17 protein-coding genes, 1 tRNA gene and 1 pseudogene are annotated in these 15,500 nt (G+C 50.6%); 1 reads left to right on the forward strand and 18 read right to left on the reverse strand.

From position 1 onward, the window contains the following. Positions 1 to 89 precede the first annotated feature (89 nt). The 6 genes from cheZ to AKL27_RS08085 form a co-directional block, all read right to left on the reverse strand. The gene (gene cheZ / locus AKL27_RS08060) at positions 90 to 770 is read right to left on the reverse strand and encodes a protein phosphatase CheZ (RefSeq protein ID WP_083438928.1); all 681 of its coding nucleotides are present in this window, start codon (positions 768 to 770) and stop codon (positions 90 to 92) included. Then, entirely contained in the window at positions 757 to 1,152 is a 396-nt protein-coding gene (gene cheY, locus AKL27_RS08065; RefSeq protein WP_050462282.1) for a chemotaxis response regulator CheY, read from the reverse strand. Before cheY ends, cheZ begins: the two co-directional genes overlap by 14 nt. Positions 1,153 to 1,294: 142 nt before the next feature. Next, entirely contained in the window at positions 1,295 to 2,371 is a 1,077-nt protein-coding gene (locus AKL27_RS08070) for a protein-glutamate methylesterase/protein-glutamine glutaminase (protein WP_050462283.1), read from the reverse strand. Between the two features lie 92 nt (positions 2,372 to 2,463). Beyond that, complete coding sequence (gene cheD / locus AKL27_RS08075; protein WP_050462284.1) at positions 2,464 to 3,072, reverse strand: chemoreceptor glutamine deamidase CheD; 609 nt, start codon at positions 3,070 to 3,072, stop codon at positions 2,464 to 2,466. A 2-nt stretch (positions 3,073 to 3,074) separates the two neighbouring features. Further along, positions 3,075 to 3,941, reverse strand: coding sequence for a CheR family methyltransferase (locus AKL27_RS08080; RefSeq protein ID WP_050462285.1), 867 nt, complete (start codon positions 3,939 to 3,941; stop codon positions 3,075 to 3,077). Positions 3,942 to 4,026: 85 nt separating this feature from the next. Next, positions 4,027 to 5,718, reverse strand: coding sequence for a methyl-accepting chemotaxis protein (locus AKL27_RS08085; protein WP_050462286.1), 1,692 nt, complete (start codon positions 5,716 to 5,718; stop codon positions 4,027 to 4,029). Positions 5,719 to 6,075: 357 nt separating this feature from the next. On the opposite strand from AKL27_RS08085, the gene AKL27_RS08090 reads away from it, so the two are divergent. After that, positions 6,076 to 6,152 (forward strand) — tRNA-Pro (locus tag AKL27_RS08090). A gap of 157 nt (positions 6,153 to 6,309) precedes the next feature. On the opposite strand, the gene AKL27_RS08095 is transcribed toward AKL27_RS08090, so the two are convergent. The 12 genes and pseudogenes from AKL27_RS08095 to AKL27_RS27080 all read right to left on the reverse strand — a co-directional run bounded on the left by AKL27_RS08095 (position 6,310) and on the right by AKL27_RS27080 (position 15,436). Continuing rightward, a complete protein-coding gene (locus AKL27_RS08095; protein WP_157056842.1) occupies positions 6,310 to 6,789 on the reverse strand; it encodes a hypothetical protein in 480 nt (159 codons plus the stop codon). Positions 6,790 to 7,006: 217 nt separating this feature from the next. Then, positions 7,007 to 7,810, reverse strand: coding sequence for an Imm49 family immunity protein (locus AKL27_RS08100; RefSeq protein WP_157056843.1), 804 nt, complete (start codon positions 7,808 to 7,810; stop codon positions 7,007 to 7,009). A gap of 12 nt (positions 7,811 to 7,822) precedes the next feature. After that, a complete protein-coding gene (locus AKL27_RS08105) occupies positions 7,823 to 8,320 on the reverse strand; it encodes a hypothetical protein (protein WP_157056844.1) in 498 nt (165 codons plus the stop codon). 463 nt (positions 8,321 to 8,783) lie between these two features. Further along, positions 8,784 to 9,191 (reverse strand): hypothetical protein, encoded by a 408-nt coding sequence (locus AKL27_RS08115; protein WP_157056845.1) that lies wholly within the window; start codon positions 9,189 to 9,191, stop codon positions 8,784 to 8,786. A 375-nt stretch (positions 9,192 to 9,566) separates the two neighbouring features. Further along, positions 9,567 to 10,526, reverse strand: a complete 960-nt coding sequence (locus AKL27_RS08120) for a PoNe immunity protein domain-containing protein (RefSeq protein ID WP_050462292.1) — start codon at positions 10,524 to 10,526, stop codon at positions 9,567 to 9,569. A gap of 212 nt (positions 10,527 to 10,738) precedes the next feature. Then, positions 10,739 to 11,239, reverse strand: a complete 501-nt coding sequence (locus AKL27_RS08125; protein ID WP_232310931.1) for a contact-dependent growth inhibition system immunity protein — start codon at positions 11,237 to 11,239, stop codon at positions 10,739 to 10,741. A gap of 129 nt (positions 11,240 to 11,368) precedes the next feature. Continuing rightward, positions 11,369 to 11,653 (reverse strand): hypothetical protein, encoded by a 285-nt coding sequence (locus tag AKL27_RS27640; protein WP_157056846.1) that lies wholly within the window; start codon positions 11,651 to 11,653, stop codon positions 11,369 to 11,371. Positions 11,654 to 12,132: 479 nt separating this feature from the next. Further along, a complete protein-coding gene (locus AKL27_RS27645) occupies positions 12,133 to 12,537 on the reverse strand; it encodes a hypothetical protein (protein WP_157056847.1) in 405 nt (134 codons plus the stop codon). Positions 12,538 to 12,810: 273 nt separating this feature from the next. Beyond that, complete coding sequence (locus AKL27_RS08130) at positions 12,811 to 13,107, reverse strand: hypothetical protein (RefSeq protein ID WP_050462293.1); 297 nt, start codon at positions 13,105 to 13,107, stop codon at positions 12,811 to 12,813. Next, a complete protein-coding gene (locus AKL27_RS27075; protein WP_198155910.1) occupies positions 13,104 to 13,457 on the reverse strand; it encodes a hypothetical protein in 354 nt (117 codons plus the stop codon). Before AKL27_RS27075 ends, AKL27_RS08130 begins: the two co-directional genes overlap by 4 nt. 110 nt (positions 13,458 to 13,567) lie before the next feature. Continuing rightward, the gene (locus AKL27_RS08135; protein ID WP_050462294.1) at positions 13,568 to 13,861 is read right to left on the reverse strand and encodes a hypothetical protein; all 294 of its coding nucleotides are present in this window, start codon (positions 13,859 to 13,861) and stop codon (positions 13,568 to 13,570) included. 412 nt (positions 13,862 to 14,273) lie between these two features. Then, a pseudogene (locus AKL27_RS27080) lies at positions 14,274 to 15,436 on the reverse strand (IS3 family transposase). Between the last annotated feature and the right edge of the window lie 64 nt (positions 15,437 to 15,500).

Here is a 15,500-nt window from a genome sequence, read left to right on the forward strand (position 1 = left end):
GTCTGCCTTGGAGGAGCCTCCCGTCAGAACAAGAGGACAACCTGAGGGCAATCCGAGGCGAGTCGCTGCGGATCGTCAGTGACAGTTAACTAAAAACCAAGACTTTCCAGCAAGTCGTCAACCTGACTCTGATTGGCAATCACATCCTTGCCGGCCGGGTTGATTTGCGGCCCATTAAGCAAGCCGCTGTCTTCGCGGCGCGCTTCCGGCGGCGTGTAATCCACCAGCAATTGCACCAATTGACTTTCGATATCGTGCGCCACCTTGGTCACGCGCTTGATCACCTGCCCGGTCAGATCCTGGAAATCCTGCGCCATCATGATATCCATGAGCTGCTGCTTGGTCTGATGCGCATCCTGCCGGGTCGCCGCCAGATACGCCTGGGTGCGGATCGCCATGGCACGATAGTCGGCCTCGGCGAACGGCTGTTCGCTCAAGGCAGTCCAGGCCGCCGCCAACGCAGCGGCCTGATCACTGATCCGGTCCTGAAGCGGGCCGGCGATTTCAGTCGCATTGAGCACGCGCTGCGCTGCCTGCTCGGTCATCTGCGCTACATATTCAAGCCGGTCGCGGGCGTCCGGCATGTCACTGGCCGCCTTTTCCAGCAAACGATCAAAGCCCAGACCGCGCAAATTGTCATGCAAGCTGCGCGTCATGTGCCCGATCCGGGTCAGGAACTGATCTTGCTGCTCCGCGCCCAAAGCCGGCGCCACTGCGCCGTCAGCATTTATATTTTCCTGATGCCCGGTCGCCACATCACCCTCCGGCATTCATCTTCTCGAAAATCTTGCTGAGTTTTTCGTCGAGTGTCGCCGCGGTAAATGGCTTGACGACATAACCGTTGGCACCGGCCTGCGCCGCCGCCACAATATTTTCCTTCTTGGCTTCGGCGGTCACCATCAACACCGGCAACTTGGACAAGGCCGGATCCTTGCGGATTTCCTGCAACATTGTCAAACCGTCCATGTTCGGCATATTCCAGTCCGACACTACGAAATCAAATTTATCGCTACGCAATTTTTGCAAGCCCTGCACACCGTCTTCAGCCTCGTCGACGTTGGTATATCCCAGCTCCTTGAGCAGATTGCGCACAATCCGGCGCATTGTCGAAAAATCATCAACAACTAAAAATTTGATATTTGCATCAGCCATGCCTGTAGCTCCATTGATTCAAAAACGATTGTTGTCTTTATCGGCACTCTCGCACTCAAACTTGAGCCCGATCCGGCTGATTCTTCTCTGATGCATGCAACACTGACATTGCGCTCCTGCCCCGGCAACGACGCAGAGCGGATTACACCCGCAATGCGCGACTGCCGTGTTCTGCCAGATAACTCAATACTCGCGCCGGCATGGCCTGCAATGCAAGCACTTCTTGCGCAGCGCCGACGGCAATCGCTTCGCGCGGCATGCCGAACACCACGCAAGACGCCTCGTCTTGTGCAAAATTGTAAGCCCCGGCTTTGCGCATCTCCAGCATGCCCAGCGCGCCATCCTTGCCCATGCCGGTCATGATGACGCCGACCGCATTCTTGCCGGCGCATACCGCCGCGGAGTTGAACAGGACATCGACCGATGGCCGGTGGCGGTTCACCGGCGGCCCCTGATCCAGCTGCGTCATGTAGTTAGCGCCGCTGCGCACCAGCTTGAGGTGCGAATGACCGGGCGCAATGTAGGCATGGCCCGGCAAGATCCGCTCATTGCCCGCTGCTTCACTGACCGAGATCTTGCACAGGTTATCGAGCCGCTGCGCAAAAGAACGCGTAAATCCTTCCGGCATATGCTGCGTGATCAGGATGCCGGGACAGTCCGACGGCATGCGGATCAGGAATTCCTTGATGGCTTCGGTGCCACCGGTAGAAGCACCGATGATGATCAGCTTTTCACTACTGGTCAGCGGATTGCGGATTTGCGGCAACGCTTCGCCGGCCACCTTGACTGCGTTGGGATTCGGAATCGCGCGCGGCCGGATGCTGGCCTTGGCGGCACCCCGGATTTTATCGGCGATCATTTCGGTATATTCCTGCATGCCGCTCTGGATCGAGATCTTGGGCTTGGTCACGAAATCGACGGCACCGAGTTCCAGTGCCCGCAACGTGATTTCAGAGCCGCGCTCGGTCAGCGACGACACCATCACCACCGGCATCGGCCGCAGCCGCATCAGCTTTTCCAGGAAATCCAGACCATCCATGCGCGGCATTTCAACATCCAGTGTCAGCACGTCGGGATTGGTCGCCTTGATCATGTCGCGCGCAATGATCGGATCAGGCGCGACACCCACTACCTCCATATCGGGCTGGCTGCCGATGATTTCCTTCATCACGCTGCGGATCAGCGCAGAGTCATCCACAACGAGTACTTTGATTTTCATACAAACACTTCCCTGACATTCCGGCCATCCCCTGATGGCGCCGGATAAATTGCACAAATGACATCAACCGCAGATCACCCGCAGCAAAACCGTCAGAACAGATCGACGGCGCCGCCCACCGGCTTGGTGGTGAGCTTGTTGGCGTAATCCTGCTCGCGGTTGACCAGCGTATTGTTGTGCAGTTGTTTCAGCTTCTTGACCAGCACCTTGCCGGTGCGCGGGAAGAAATATACCTTGCGCGGATAGATATCGTTCAGATCTTCCGCCACCACGCGGATATTTTCCGCTTTCAGATAACTGCGCACAAACTGCGCATTGCGTTCGCCGACATTGATCGCAATGAAGCCGCGCAGCACATTGCCGCCGCCGAATACCTTGGCTTCCAGGTTTTCCCGGCGGGCGCCGGCCTTGAGTACGTCATTGATCAGAATTTCCATCGCATACGTACCGTACCGCATGGAAGCCGAAATCGGGCTGTCGGCATCGTTGCCGCCATCCGGTAACATGAAGTGGTTCATGCCGCCGATGCCATTGACGCGGTCGCGAATACAGGCCGACACGCAAGAGCCGAGCACCGTGACAATCATCATGTCTTTGTGCGTGAAGTAATACTCGCCCGGCAAAATCTTGGCGGCGTCGCAGTCGAATGTGCGGTCGTAGTAGACGTTGGAGGCGAACTGATCGTGTCCTTGCTGGCTCATGGTTATTTCCCCGGCTTGCGCGGTGACGCGCCACTCAACTCGTAGACTGTCTTGCCTTTCAAGCGCAAGGCATCCGACACATACAGGAAGTTTTCGGAGTGGCCGGCAAACAGCAAGGCATGCGGCTTCATCAGCGGCACAAACCGCGACAGGATTTTGCTTTGCGTCGGCTTATCGAAATAAATCATGACATTGCGACAGAAAATCACGTCGAATGGACCACTCAGCGGCCAGCCATCGGCCAGCAGATTGAGCTGCTTGAAGGTCACCAGCTTGCGCAATTCAGGCCGCACGCGGACATAGCCCTCCTGATTGCCTTTGCCGCGCAAAAAGAATTTCTTGATGCGTTCGGGCGACAACTTGTCGATGCGCTCCAGCGGATAGACACCATTGGCGCCGGTTGCCAGCACGTTGGTATCAATATCGGTGGCGATGATCTGGACCGGCGGCGTCAGCGTGCCATAGGCTTCGCATACGGTCATGGCGATCGTGTACGGCTCCTCGCCGGTAGATGCCGCGGAACACCAGATGGTGGCGGGCTCTTTGAGCGTCTTGACGAAGTCGGCAAGAATCGGGAAATGATGCGATTCGCGAAAGAATGACGTCAGATTGGTGGTCAGCGCATTGGTAAAGGCTTCCCACTCATCGGCATCATGGCCGCGCTCAAGACCGTCCAGGTATTGTACGAAGGAGCCGATGCCGGTTGCGCGCAAACGGCGCGCCAGCCGGCTGTAGACCATTTCTTGCTTGCTTTCTGCTAGCGCAATTCCCGCCCGGCGATAGATCAGGTCGCGTACCCGGTCGAAGTCCCGGTTGGTAAAATCGAACTCTTTGACAGAATCAAGTTTATTCTGCGGTGCTGGCTTCAAGTTGATTTTCCTTTTCTCATGCTGCCCGATACAAACTCGGGCAGATACCCCCACCGCACATAATCTATCAACCAGCCTGACCCGGTCAAGATGTTCCAGTAGAAATATGAGCAACCTGTGTCCGCCCCGCCTCGCCGCGTTTGACGACCCGCAGCGCCGGCTTGCCTGCGGCCGGCGGCGTGGCCGGGAGCACCGGCGCCGGCGGCGCCTGCTCGGCCGAACTGGAACGGTAACCCACCCGGAAGCCGCCCCAGTGCTTGCCGCCGACATAAATCGGCACCGACAAGTCATGCATGACTTCACCGGTATCGCGCTTGTAGGTCTGCAACAAAAACGGCTTGGTATTGGCGCCGCAACGTTTGCCGGTGCGGTCATTGAAAATGCGCTTGGTGCGGTTATTGACCAGATCGACGTCGTAATTGCCGGTCAACGGCTTTGAAAATTTCTTGTTATGGGTCGGGAAATAACCGTTGTCATCCACGGCGCCGGCATACGCCAGTTGCGGCATGGCCTCCAGGATGGCTTCCTGTACCGCTGGTAAAACGCGATCGGTAAAGGCATCGAATTGCGTCGTATGCTTGGGCGGTGAGGTATTCGGCAGCGGTTGATAATGGCGATCAAACAACGCCTCGCGCGTGATGCGGCCGGCCGCAATCGCCTCATCAAACATGCGCCCGATCTGCTGCGCAGCAGCAGCCGCGATCATGCGGATCGGATCATGCTGCGTATCGGCACCGCTTTCGGCAATCGCGTCGTACACCACCTCGGCCCGCTCCGACAAGGCCATCGCTGATGCCGCCACACGCGGCAACTCGGTATCGGTCGCCAGCATGCCGTCCCGGATATTGAGAATCGCCGCCGCAATCTTGTGCGTGGTTTCCACATGCTCACGCGAAGCCAGTGCGATTTGCTGGATCTCTTCTTCGGAAGTGCCGGCAGCCCGTTCGATATTGCCCAAAAATCCGTGCACCCGCTCGACGTTGTGCGACGCCTCCATCACCTTGCCGCTCAATGCCTGCATGCCGCCGGCCGCACGCTCAGCCTCGATATTGATGGCGCGCACCATGGCGCCGATATCGTCGGTCGCTTCCTTGGTACGCTGCGCCAATTGCCGCACCTCACCGGCGACTACCGCGAAACCGCGGCCGTGCTCGCCGGCGCGGGCCGCCTCGATGGCGGCATTGAGCGCCAGCAAATTGGTACGTGCGGCAATTTCGCTGATGACTTCGGTGATGCCATGAATGCGCCGCGATTTCTCCTGCAACACCCGCATCATTTCCGACGCCGCCTGCGCATCGTCACGCGCCTTGCCGATCTGCTCCAGTCCCAGATTGACCTCGGCGCGACCCGCCACGCTCTCGGCGCGCACTTCAGCGGCCACGTGCGACGCGCGCTCGGCATTGACGGCGATCTGTTCCGTGGTACTGGCATTCTGCTCCGCACCGGCCACGATGCCATTGGCAGCCTGTACATCCTGGGCAATCTTGTTCTTGATCGAATCAACAAAAAAGGAAGTCTCGGCGGCACCGATCATGATGTGATCGATTTCACTGCCGACCTTGCTGGCGAAACGCGCGTTCTTGCTGCCACCACGCTGTCGCAGCAACTCCAGCAAGGCACTGCTGACCAGTGTTGCGATCAACAGCAACCACGGCAACGCCAAGGCATTTCCGCTCAACAGCCCGATCCCGTACGCCACTCCGACACCGACAGCCACGGCTGCCAACATCACGCCGATCTGCTTCGACCATCGGAAAAAACTTTTGCTTCTGAACATATCGCGGTCTCCACGCTAATGATCTGTCGCGCCTTGATTGTTATCGGGATTGGCGCGATCAGACAGAACTTAAAAAAATGACAAGTTTCCATACCGCAGACACTCTTCGGGTAAAGACGCATTTTTCTGTCTCCCCCTGCGGCAGAGGTGTAATTCTTATTTTAGGCAACCTGATATTACGCACGCTAGCTTACGCCCAGCTTATGCCGGCCGGCATCAAAAGCGGACCAGAGACAGCCGGATGCCCGAATTTCCCCGCATCAAGGCATCGTCGTACCGAACCGAAAATGCCAACATGCATTCTTCGGCGAGCAGAATGCGCAAAATGATTTTGCTCTGCTATAATCGCTGGCTCGTCGGGGCGTAGCGCAGCCTGGTAGCGTACTTGCATGGGGTGCAAGGGGTCGAGTGTTCGAATCACTCCGTCCCGACCAATAGAATCAACGGGTTACGATGTAACCTGTATAAATGAGCAGCACCGGATATCAGACACTGACTGATATTGGTGCTGTTTTTTTATGGCTGAAGTAAAACGGAGTCGTGATTGTTTCCGCTTTCTTTGACGCCGCGCGCGTCAAAAAGAGGCGGCCATTATTTTTTATTGCGCAAAGCGTCAAAATCTTCCGCCATCACCGGCAACGCAGCACTGCCATCCGAAGTCGCCGCACCCCAGCTGTAGCCCTGCTCCCACTTTGACAGATGCACCACGGAACCCACCGCAACATCAACAGTGGTCGTCACATCGGAAGTGGACCACGACCGCGTGCCGCCACCACGGTCATCGTGAAAGCCGACCTTCAGCACATGCGTTCCCGGCAGCAAGTGCAATTGATAACGGCCACCTGAATAAAAGCCGCCGGATTTCAGTTTCCGATAAGCGCCTTCAGGCTGGCCATCAATATTGCGCACCCGGATCAAGCCATCAGTGGTGACAATGCCGACTTCCTCGATGGGCTTGATATCACCGTCATAGCCAATGACCAAATACTTGGAATACAAACCTCCCAGGGTTGGGGGCGCATCGGTATAGGTGTAGCTTGCACAGCTGATGAGCAAAAAACATGAAATCACGATTGCAACCGATTTACAAGAGATTGCTTTTTTACATCCAAGAATGATTCTAGGGGGATTCATCTTCTAAATATAAAAATATCATTGGCCCAGTTTTTCCCAACGTGAATTACCTTCTAATTATCGACAACAAGATGCACGTTTCTGTGGCTAGGTCGCCTTTAATTAAAAAACAGTGTGCATTCCGCCGAAGCAATCGAATTACACAAACTCAACGTCAGAAACTGTATTTGTGCATAAAATCATAGGGGTCTGAGTATTCAAACAGGGGCGCGACAGGAATCCACTCAGTTGGAATATACGGTGTTTGAATATCAAGTTCAAAACCGTGGCGACGTGCAACTTTGGCGTAAAGCGTTGCAAAACAAGCGATGAATTTGCCAGAAAAAGCAAAATCAAAACTGCCATTGCGCTTTAGCGCCAGCTTCGGGTGAGTTAGTTCGGCCAATGCGTTTTCCATACCTGCCTTGTCTCCGTTGGCAAGCGCGAAATAAAAGCGCTGATCGACTTCATATTTCTTCATTTTCGCAGGAGGATCGTTCAAAAATATTTCTGCGCGTTGAGATAATTCATCCCAATTTCCTTTGAGTGCTACTGTCATCTGATAATAACGGTACTCATTTTGCGCAGGATTATCAATTCGCCTCTGCACAATAGGACTTGCAGACTGCCCCATCATCCACTGAACCACTGGCTCATAATCACTCAGCAACGCATAAAAATACTCACCTTCCCAGATTAAGCCTTCTTCCCCGGCATGTTTGCAGCGGATATATTTGAGCTTGCTGGCGATGTAGCAATTAAGTTTAAAGTCCTCCAGGTTGCGATCCGAAAACCAGGCGTATTCCGCTTTTTCCTGATGAAGCATCACTAGATTTCCCACACATCCTTCAAAACTTCCCTTTCCTTGCTGTATCAGCACAACGGGGTCCGGCAATGGCCCATCGCCGATAAGAAACTTTATAAATTCTTTTCGCTCTTCTAAAAATTTCGCTTGTTCTTGGGTGTAATTTGAAGTCACCGGATCTCTCACTTATTTGGCACCGTAATCGGCAAAACTGGTATCAATAGCCAAAATTGGATTCAAAAAATCCTTTAAGTCATGCACGTCGATAACCACTTCATTTTTTCTTTTTTTATGAAATTGAAAAACACAATTTTCACCAAATTCAGGATTATTGTTATACGAAAATACGGCAACAACATCTTCAGAAAATTGGCTTTTCCATTTTTTGACGAATTCATCAACAAAAAATAGTGCCACTGCAAAATAGTGAGCCTCGCAATAGTCTTCCAAATGCAATTTATTAACAGCAAACTCGTAACCACTTAAATCCGTATAGGCATATTTTATTAAATCAAAATCAGGTAAAGAATCCTCTTGAAATTCCGACTCGAAGAAAACCGCCTCTTCCGCCACGTGAAATCCCCGGCTCAATATTTCTTGCAGCTTCCCCGGCAATACGAATGTGCGATTTTTGAAATCCTTAAGCAATTCTTCCATTGCCGGGTTGGATCTAATTGTGGTCATTTACTTGCGTCCAAGAAAAAATAGGAAGCTGATTGATAATGAGTCGAAAATCAATAAAGCGATGAAACCATCAACCATGAAAACATGCGATTAGAAATATCAATATCATTCCATTCAGGTAAATACATCTGCCGATTTGATTGCTTCCGTCACCATAGCTAAAGGAACCAAGCCCTGGCATATCTTTGTCATGTTTGAAAGTCCATATCATCCAAAAAATCAATGCACTAAAAAACACCCACCCGATGACTATACTTAAAAACATGTTTTGCAAAAGAAGAACGAAACATCTGCTACATATCGCGCAAAAAACCACCAAGAACGCTAAATTACAAAAAATCTTCTTTTTCATTTCAACATAGATCAATTTAAGGCAATAAACTCTCTGCGGACAACAAGATCACCCTAGCTTCGCGCCTGGCAAGTAAATGGTGTCGCGTTGCATCCTGCTCGCTCCCAAAGTCTACTTTTGCGAACGATCTTCATCGCCTGAAAGATGATGCAACGACGCATTAATTTCGCCTCCCATGATGACATCGTCGATGTCTTCGTATCCCTCTGGCTTGTTATAGCCGTGTTCGATATTGAACTTCCTATCGGGGTACAACGTGAACGTTAAACCCCAGAGGCGTTGCCCACACTCTTTCGCAACACTTTCACGCAAAAATAATACTGCGTCTTGGATGTCAAATAATTCCAGGCCTATCGGAACATCCACTTCTGTTCCGTCTGTTTTTCCTTGTACCGTGATTACGGCGCTAATATTATTTTTCAGCACTGATGTTGAGAGACTCAAATAAGTCCAAGGCTCTTGCGCTGAGCCAGTAAGTGCCATAGCGGTCCGCTGATACGCATCTTCACTAGAATCCATTTGCCACATTTCTTTCTATGGAACAAACGAAAACGCTGAACAATTCCATCAATTTTCGTCTCTACGATAAAGGCACCTGGTTCACCCGATCTCCGCCTGCCCCCCCCTAGACTCGATGCAATCAGATGACCGCCATCGTCACCCAAGTGACCACTCTTCCCTGCACAACGCTGCTGCCAAGGATCACGATCCGCGCTATTTAAATTCAAAGTGCCGCCTACCTGAATCGACGAATCGTAACCGGAACTGCTTCCGAAAAATCCATTCATCTAGAAACTAGCTGAGGAATTCAGAGCCGTTATCGCCACAAGGATGTGATGCCCACGGCAATGGAGAAACCCGAGAAAAGAAAATCAAAGCACCAATCCAGATGGACTAATTTTTTTTACCCAAGAACCGTGCCAGCCAAGCGACGATACCGACGTCCTTTCGCACCAGTGAGCGGTGGTCATCCAACACTGTTTCCTCTGCCTCTCCATACGTTGACCAAGCCTGCAATACCTCAGGTAATCTCGCCATATCCGGCGCAGTGACTTGACCAGGCCGCAGAAGATCTCCCGGATATTGCGGATGCCCGAGGCATAGCTGATCATTCACGCCAAACGCCTTTACTACCGCCACAGCTTCAATACACCATTGGCCAAAGTAGGCACCACCAGCCATATTGGTCTGTCCATACCGATACCAATAGGGACGCTCGTATATCGCCGCCTCATTCGACAGCTTCTTGTTACCGGGATTACGGTTCAATCCCTCGTACCAATGCTCGACAAAATCTTTAAGTAGCATGGCATGCTCACCTTCTGAGGAATCTAGGACCAATTGCAGTCCCCGATACGGCTTTGGATGGCAAAGATGACTGCCTATCAGGCGCGTGGGCTGCCTTGTGGCCAGCACACGATCCAACAACTGATCTTTTCCCTCGTTACCTATTAATGCAATTAGCCGTAGCCATTGGTCTTCCGGAAGATTCAGCGAGAGTGCCAGCCCTGCCAGCCAAAAACAAAAGATGTAATGATCTAAATTTTTAGACCAATCGAATTTACGCCAGTATTCATCAGGAGACATGCGCTCTAAATGCAGTCGCTCAGCTTCTTCCCACGCAGACACCATCGGTAGAAAATCTCTCCCGACGTTAGCAAAGGCATCCCCTCGCGAGTAACGCATCAGCATCAAACTCAGATGGCTGGTCACCAAAGTGAAAGCATACTGCGGACGATATTGGGGATTAGCCGACGGGCCTTTAAGGGTCTCGACTTGATCAGCAATCTTCTCTTCTAAAAATCCGATCCACCTATCCCAATAGTTCTGATTACAAAAAGGTGCTCGTATCATTTCGCTTGCCCCAAGACTTGACTTACAACAGACGAATCTGCTTTAACAATTTTTTAGCACGGGGCAATGGTGAGAAAAAATCGAGGCGACGCATATTTTTTGACTCTTCCTCACCGGCATAAAGAGTCATTTTTCTTGCGCCCGCGGAAAGCGCTATGCAACGCACCGCTCCCTACCAAGAGTCCAAATGCCTACAAACGAAAAAACTGATTTTAGAGAATTGCGCTGGTACAACGAGAAAAGCCTTCCCGTAACGCGGCGCCCAGCTGACTATCAGTTATGTCGGCGGCTACCACAAGTATTTCAGGACCGTCATTGCTTATTCCTGAATATCCATCGATGTTCTTATGATGTGTCGGCTTGATTTCTATTTTTTCTCCTTGGCCCGTAATCCAGCAACAATCCATCCGCTTCATAAGCGACTTGCGCGTCTTATATCCGTACTGCTGCATTACAGAAACTTCACGTTCTTTTGCGATCTTTTGTATGAGCCCTGATTTAAAAATTTCTTGAAATTCCGCGACAGTCACTTGCTTGCTCTTTGATAAGGCGAATCGCAATGCTTCTCCTAGTTGAACATCTGTCGAAGTATGCGAGAGAATCTGCGGAGTAGCCTCGGGCTCTGCATAATTAAGCATACCTTGCGACATCGTAATAAATTCGTATAAATCGCCGTTGAAATAAACCGATGCTCTGGACGTATTCTTCATCATTTCACTTCCGTTAAGATAATCTTAATATGATTACTTTCAGCATATTCTATCGATTTAGCTATCGCTGCCAGTTGATCTGCCGACTAGAGCAATAGACAAACGCAGTATTGAATAGAAATCCTTTTTCTATCAGAATTCAATATCATCTTTATCTGTGGTTGAATCGGTAGCACCGTAAGGGCCGACTACATTCCCCATATATGATCGAAAGGCTCCAAAATTCTCATGAAGCGACAAACGAATACTTCCAATTTGGCCGAAGTGATTCTTGGCTACGATCAATTCAGCACTTCCCTTTCCTTGCTGTATCAGCACAACGGGGTCCGGCAATGGCCCATCGCCGATAAGAAACTTTATAAATTCTTTTCGCTCTTCTAAAAATTTCGCTTGTTCTTGGGTGTAATTTGAAGTCACCGGATCTCTCACTTATTTGGCACCGTAATCGGCCAATGTCCGGTTTTGGCGACTGCGGAAGTTTGCTTCCGACGGCGGGCTCAACCGGTGAGTGCAACATACTAAGGCTATGCGAATAGCAGGAGTGTTGCAATGGGATACCGCAAAAGGATCATCTGTTAGTTAGGAAGCTGGAATTTTTCACATCTTATAATCCTGCCCCAACCTCGGAGCGACAAAAATTAAACACACCAGAAAACCCTAAGCTCATCAAGGCTCCGAGCCAACTTGCCCCGTCCGTCTCTTTATACCAAAACCAAAAAAATAGACCCCCTGCTACCAAAATGGTGGACTTCAACCAATAATAAAACTTACTGCGAAATGAATTACCTACGTTCCGCCCAAACAGAAAATATGTTGGAAATAGTGAAATTAATAAGATCGCCAAAATACCAAATTCAAGACTCATTTTTCACCTTTCAGCAGATCCAAAGTATTTTTTACCCCCCACCACGAATTAGTTTTTGAATCAAACATAGGTCGATTGATCCACCTAAAATTGTGTCATTGCCGAAAGATGTGCCGACTTGCTTTCCGCCAAAAACACTTCCCGTTTTTGTCACCCAAAGCGTAGCATTTTGCATGAAAGAGCTTGTCTCGCCTGACCAAGTCGCTAAATTTTTCCCGTAAATTCCACCCACAACCCCACCGAAAGCAGCGCCTATTGCATCTGCTGCAGTAACGGTGTTACCAGTTGCATAGCTAGAACCTAAAGCAAGACCCAAATCTTTAATTGCAGCCTTGCATGCCGTTGGCCCTGCCAAAGCACACGAAGTAACTGCCAACACGCTTTTCCCAATCCGTTCAGAAACAATATTTTCATTTCGATATTCAGTTGGCGTCAAGCCGGTATTGCCTTGCCCCTGTGCTGCATCATAGGCAGCCTGGTTCGGTTGGACTATTTATTGGGGTAGGGTCAATTCCGGTTGAATCAAGCCCCGACATCACCTTAATCAGTCTCTTTTGATCAAGGTCTGCTCCAACAGCTCTGCCGTGCGCATTGCGCTGGCATTATTAGATTTCTTGAGTTTTCCCACCCGGCACTTAACCATGAAAACATGTGATAAAAAATGTCAAAAATATGATTGATTTGACTTAATTTATAGAAAAATTATAGATTAGGATTTTGGGAAATAGATAATTTCATATTCTTCCCCAAGGAAATTTTGCAACTTTATGGCAAGCTCATGACCAATTTCATTGAAAAATTTCAACTCTTCATCTGTCTTAAATCCTGAATCTGGAGGGTATGCATCATTGAACGTCTTTTGAAATTCACAATTCCATTTTTCGACCTCGTACAGTAACGCGTCTGTTAACGGTAAATCCTCAGGCTCAAGATGCCCCATATTTTCGATCGAAGGATCAAAAAATGGAGGCGCCAAATATTCAGCGACAAATCGAATTATTTTCATTTGATTTCCTTCCATGTACTAACAGGGTTTGCACGGACAATATATCCATTCTTGCTTACACCAATCGCAACATATTGCGTTGATCCATTATGAATAACTTCATAAACTGATGCACTTCCACTTGTCCCAACAATATTTCCTTGATTCAAAGCAGACATAACAACGGAAGGAATATCAACTTGTGAAATTCCTTTATTTGCAAAGTCTGTAGCATGTCGTTCAACAATATGCTGCAACCCTGCACTGGAATTCCCCTGCTCCAAAAACACAATCCGTCCATCTGGCAGCCTACTTGCAGCAACTACATTTTCAGGGGTGAGTTTGATACCGCTCTTTTCTAGTTCGGTCAACAGAATCGCCTTGGTAGTACTATTTTGAGAGACTGGCGTAATAGGTCTCGATATCCCCCCCAAGTAACGCTGCCGCTACTGATCTTATTTTGGCAACTATCATCACCACCTTATCTCTTTGACTCGTTGATCGAACCGACAAATGCAACCAGAACCGCTAGCAAACCTATTCCCATTGGGACTAAGAAAAATAGAGGATCAAAACCACTCATAAAAGTAATCCGAATGGCTTCCTTCAAACCTTTTAGGTGTACGCCGACAATAAAAAAACATATTTGAGTGCTCAGCATCGCGATCAAGAAAATTATCCAGTACTTAAACCGCCGCAACCATCTGGCAAAAGCAGGCCCAAAAAGACCTCCAAAAATCCCGTGCAAGACACCTTCAAAAATGCGATCATCCATCGTTGCTTTCTATTCTCGTTAACTACTGCCTGCGTTGCTCGCCCACCAGCCTGACCCATCGCTATACTGTTTATGCGGATGACCGCTCCCGGCAGAGTGGCCCAGTTTCCAAAGGCATTCGGTACGCCCGCCCAACTAAACATTGCCGTACTATACATACCAGTTAGAGCCCCCACCGATATTGCCGCACTAAGGCCAGGATAAGAGAAACGTTGCTCAAATCCCGCGCCGAAGGATTGACCGGTCCCAAATTTTGGGTCAATCCATGCACTAAACGCAGCTGAACCAGTATAAGAAGCCCCCGAAACCACGCCTCCTGTACCTAAAGCGGTTCCCATCCAGTACGACGCTGTTGCCGCTTTGTAAGCGGTCCACGCGTCGACCCCTCCTGCAATCACTACACCTGTAGTGGTCAAGTAATCCCGGACACTGCGTTAAGTTTTTGTTCGGCCACTGCCGGCGCGAGTCCGTCATTGAACTGATGTGGCCGTATCCAGTTATATCGTTGCATCAGATAATGGCTGATGTCTCGATGCGCTTGCTGTGCGGTCATGTAGCCCGTGTTCGGCACCCATTCGGATTTCAGGCTTCTGAACAACCTCTCCATCGGTGAATTATCCCAACAATTTCCCCGGCGACTCATGCTCTGTTCGATCCGGTAGCGCCACAGGCGCTGTCGGAACTTACGACTGGCGTACTGACCACCTTAATCCGAGTGAAACATGAGGCCTTGAGGACGGCCACGCTGCTCGTATGCCATCTCCAGTGCCTGCACGACCAGATCGGCATCTGGGCGTGTCGAGAATGCCCAGCCGACAACCCGACGGGTGTACAGATCCAATACTGCAGCCAGGTAATGCCAGCATCTCTGCGCCCAAACATAGGTAATGTCGCCGCACCAGACTTGGTTGGGCGCATCGACCACAAACTGTCGATTCAGATAGTTGGGGATGTCGATGCGCTCCACCGTCGCCTGCTTGTAGGCATGATGGCCAGGCTGCTTGCAGATGACACCCAACTCTTCCATCAAACGGCTGACTTTGAAGCGACCTATCGCGACGCCATCTTCTCGCATCATGCCCATGATGCTGGGGCTACCGGCTGAACTTCGACTCTCGATAAACAATTCGTGAACCCGGCTGCGCAGCGCCATGCGTTGGGTGTTCGGTTTCCGCGCGCGTTCACGATACGCATACAGGCAGGACCGCGACACATCGAATACCGAGCAAACCAGATCAAGCGGATCGTTGCGGCACATCTGATCAATTATCTGGTACGTTCGATCCCTTCCGACATCAAGAGCGCGGTAGCTTTTTTTAAAATGGCCTTCTCGCGCTCAAGGCGATCAACACGCGCCTCAAGCTCCTGAATGCGTTGCTGATCTGGCGTCATGGCCTTGCTCTGCGGCGTGATGCCTTGGCGTTCCAACTGAAGTTGGTTCACCCAACGACGTAAAACAGATTCGCCGACTCCGACCGAACGGCTCGCTTCGATGTGGCTATAGTTCTTATCCAAGACCAGACATGCTGCCTGTTGCTTGAACTCGGGCGAAAACGTTCGTCTTTGCTTGCTCATCAAACACCTCTCTATAGTGAGTATTTTCGCCTAAATTGGTGTCCGGGTTTATTAAACCACTACA

The sequence above is a fragment of the Herbaspirillum autotrophicum genome, assembly GCF_001189915.1.
Taxonomy (GTDB): domain Bacteria; phylum Pseudomonadota; class Gammaproteobacteria; order Burkholderiales; family Burkholderiaceae_D; genus Herbaspirillum; species Herbaspirillum autotrophicum.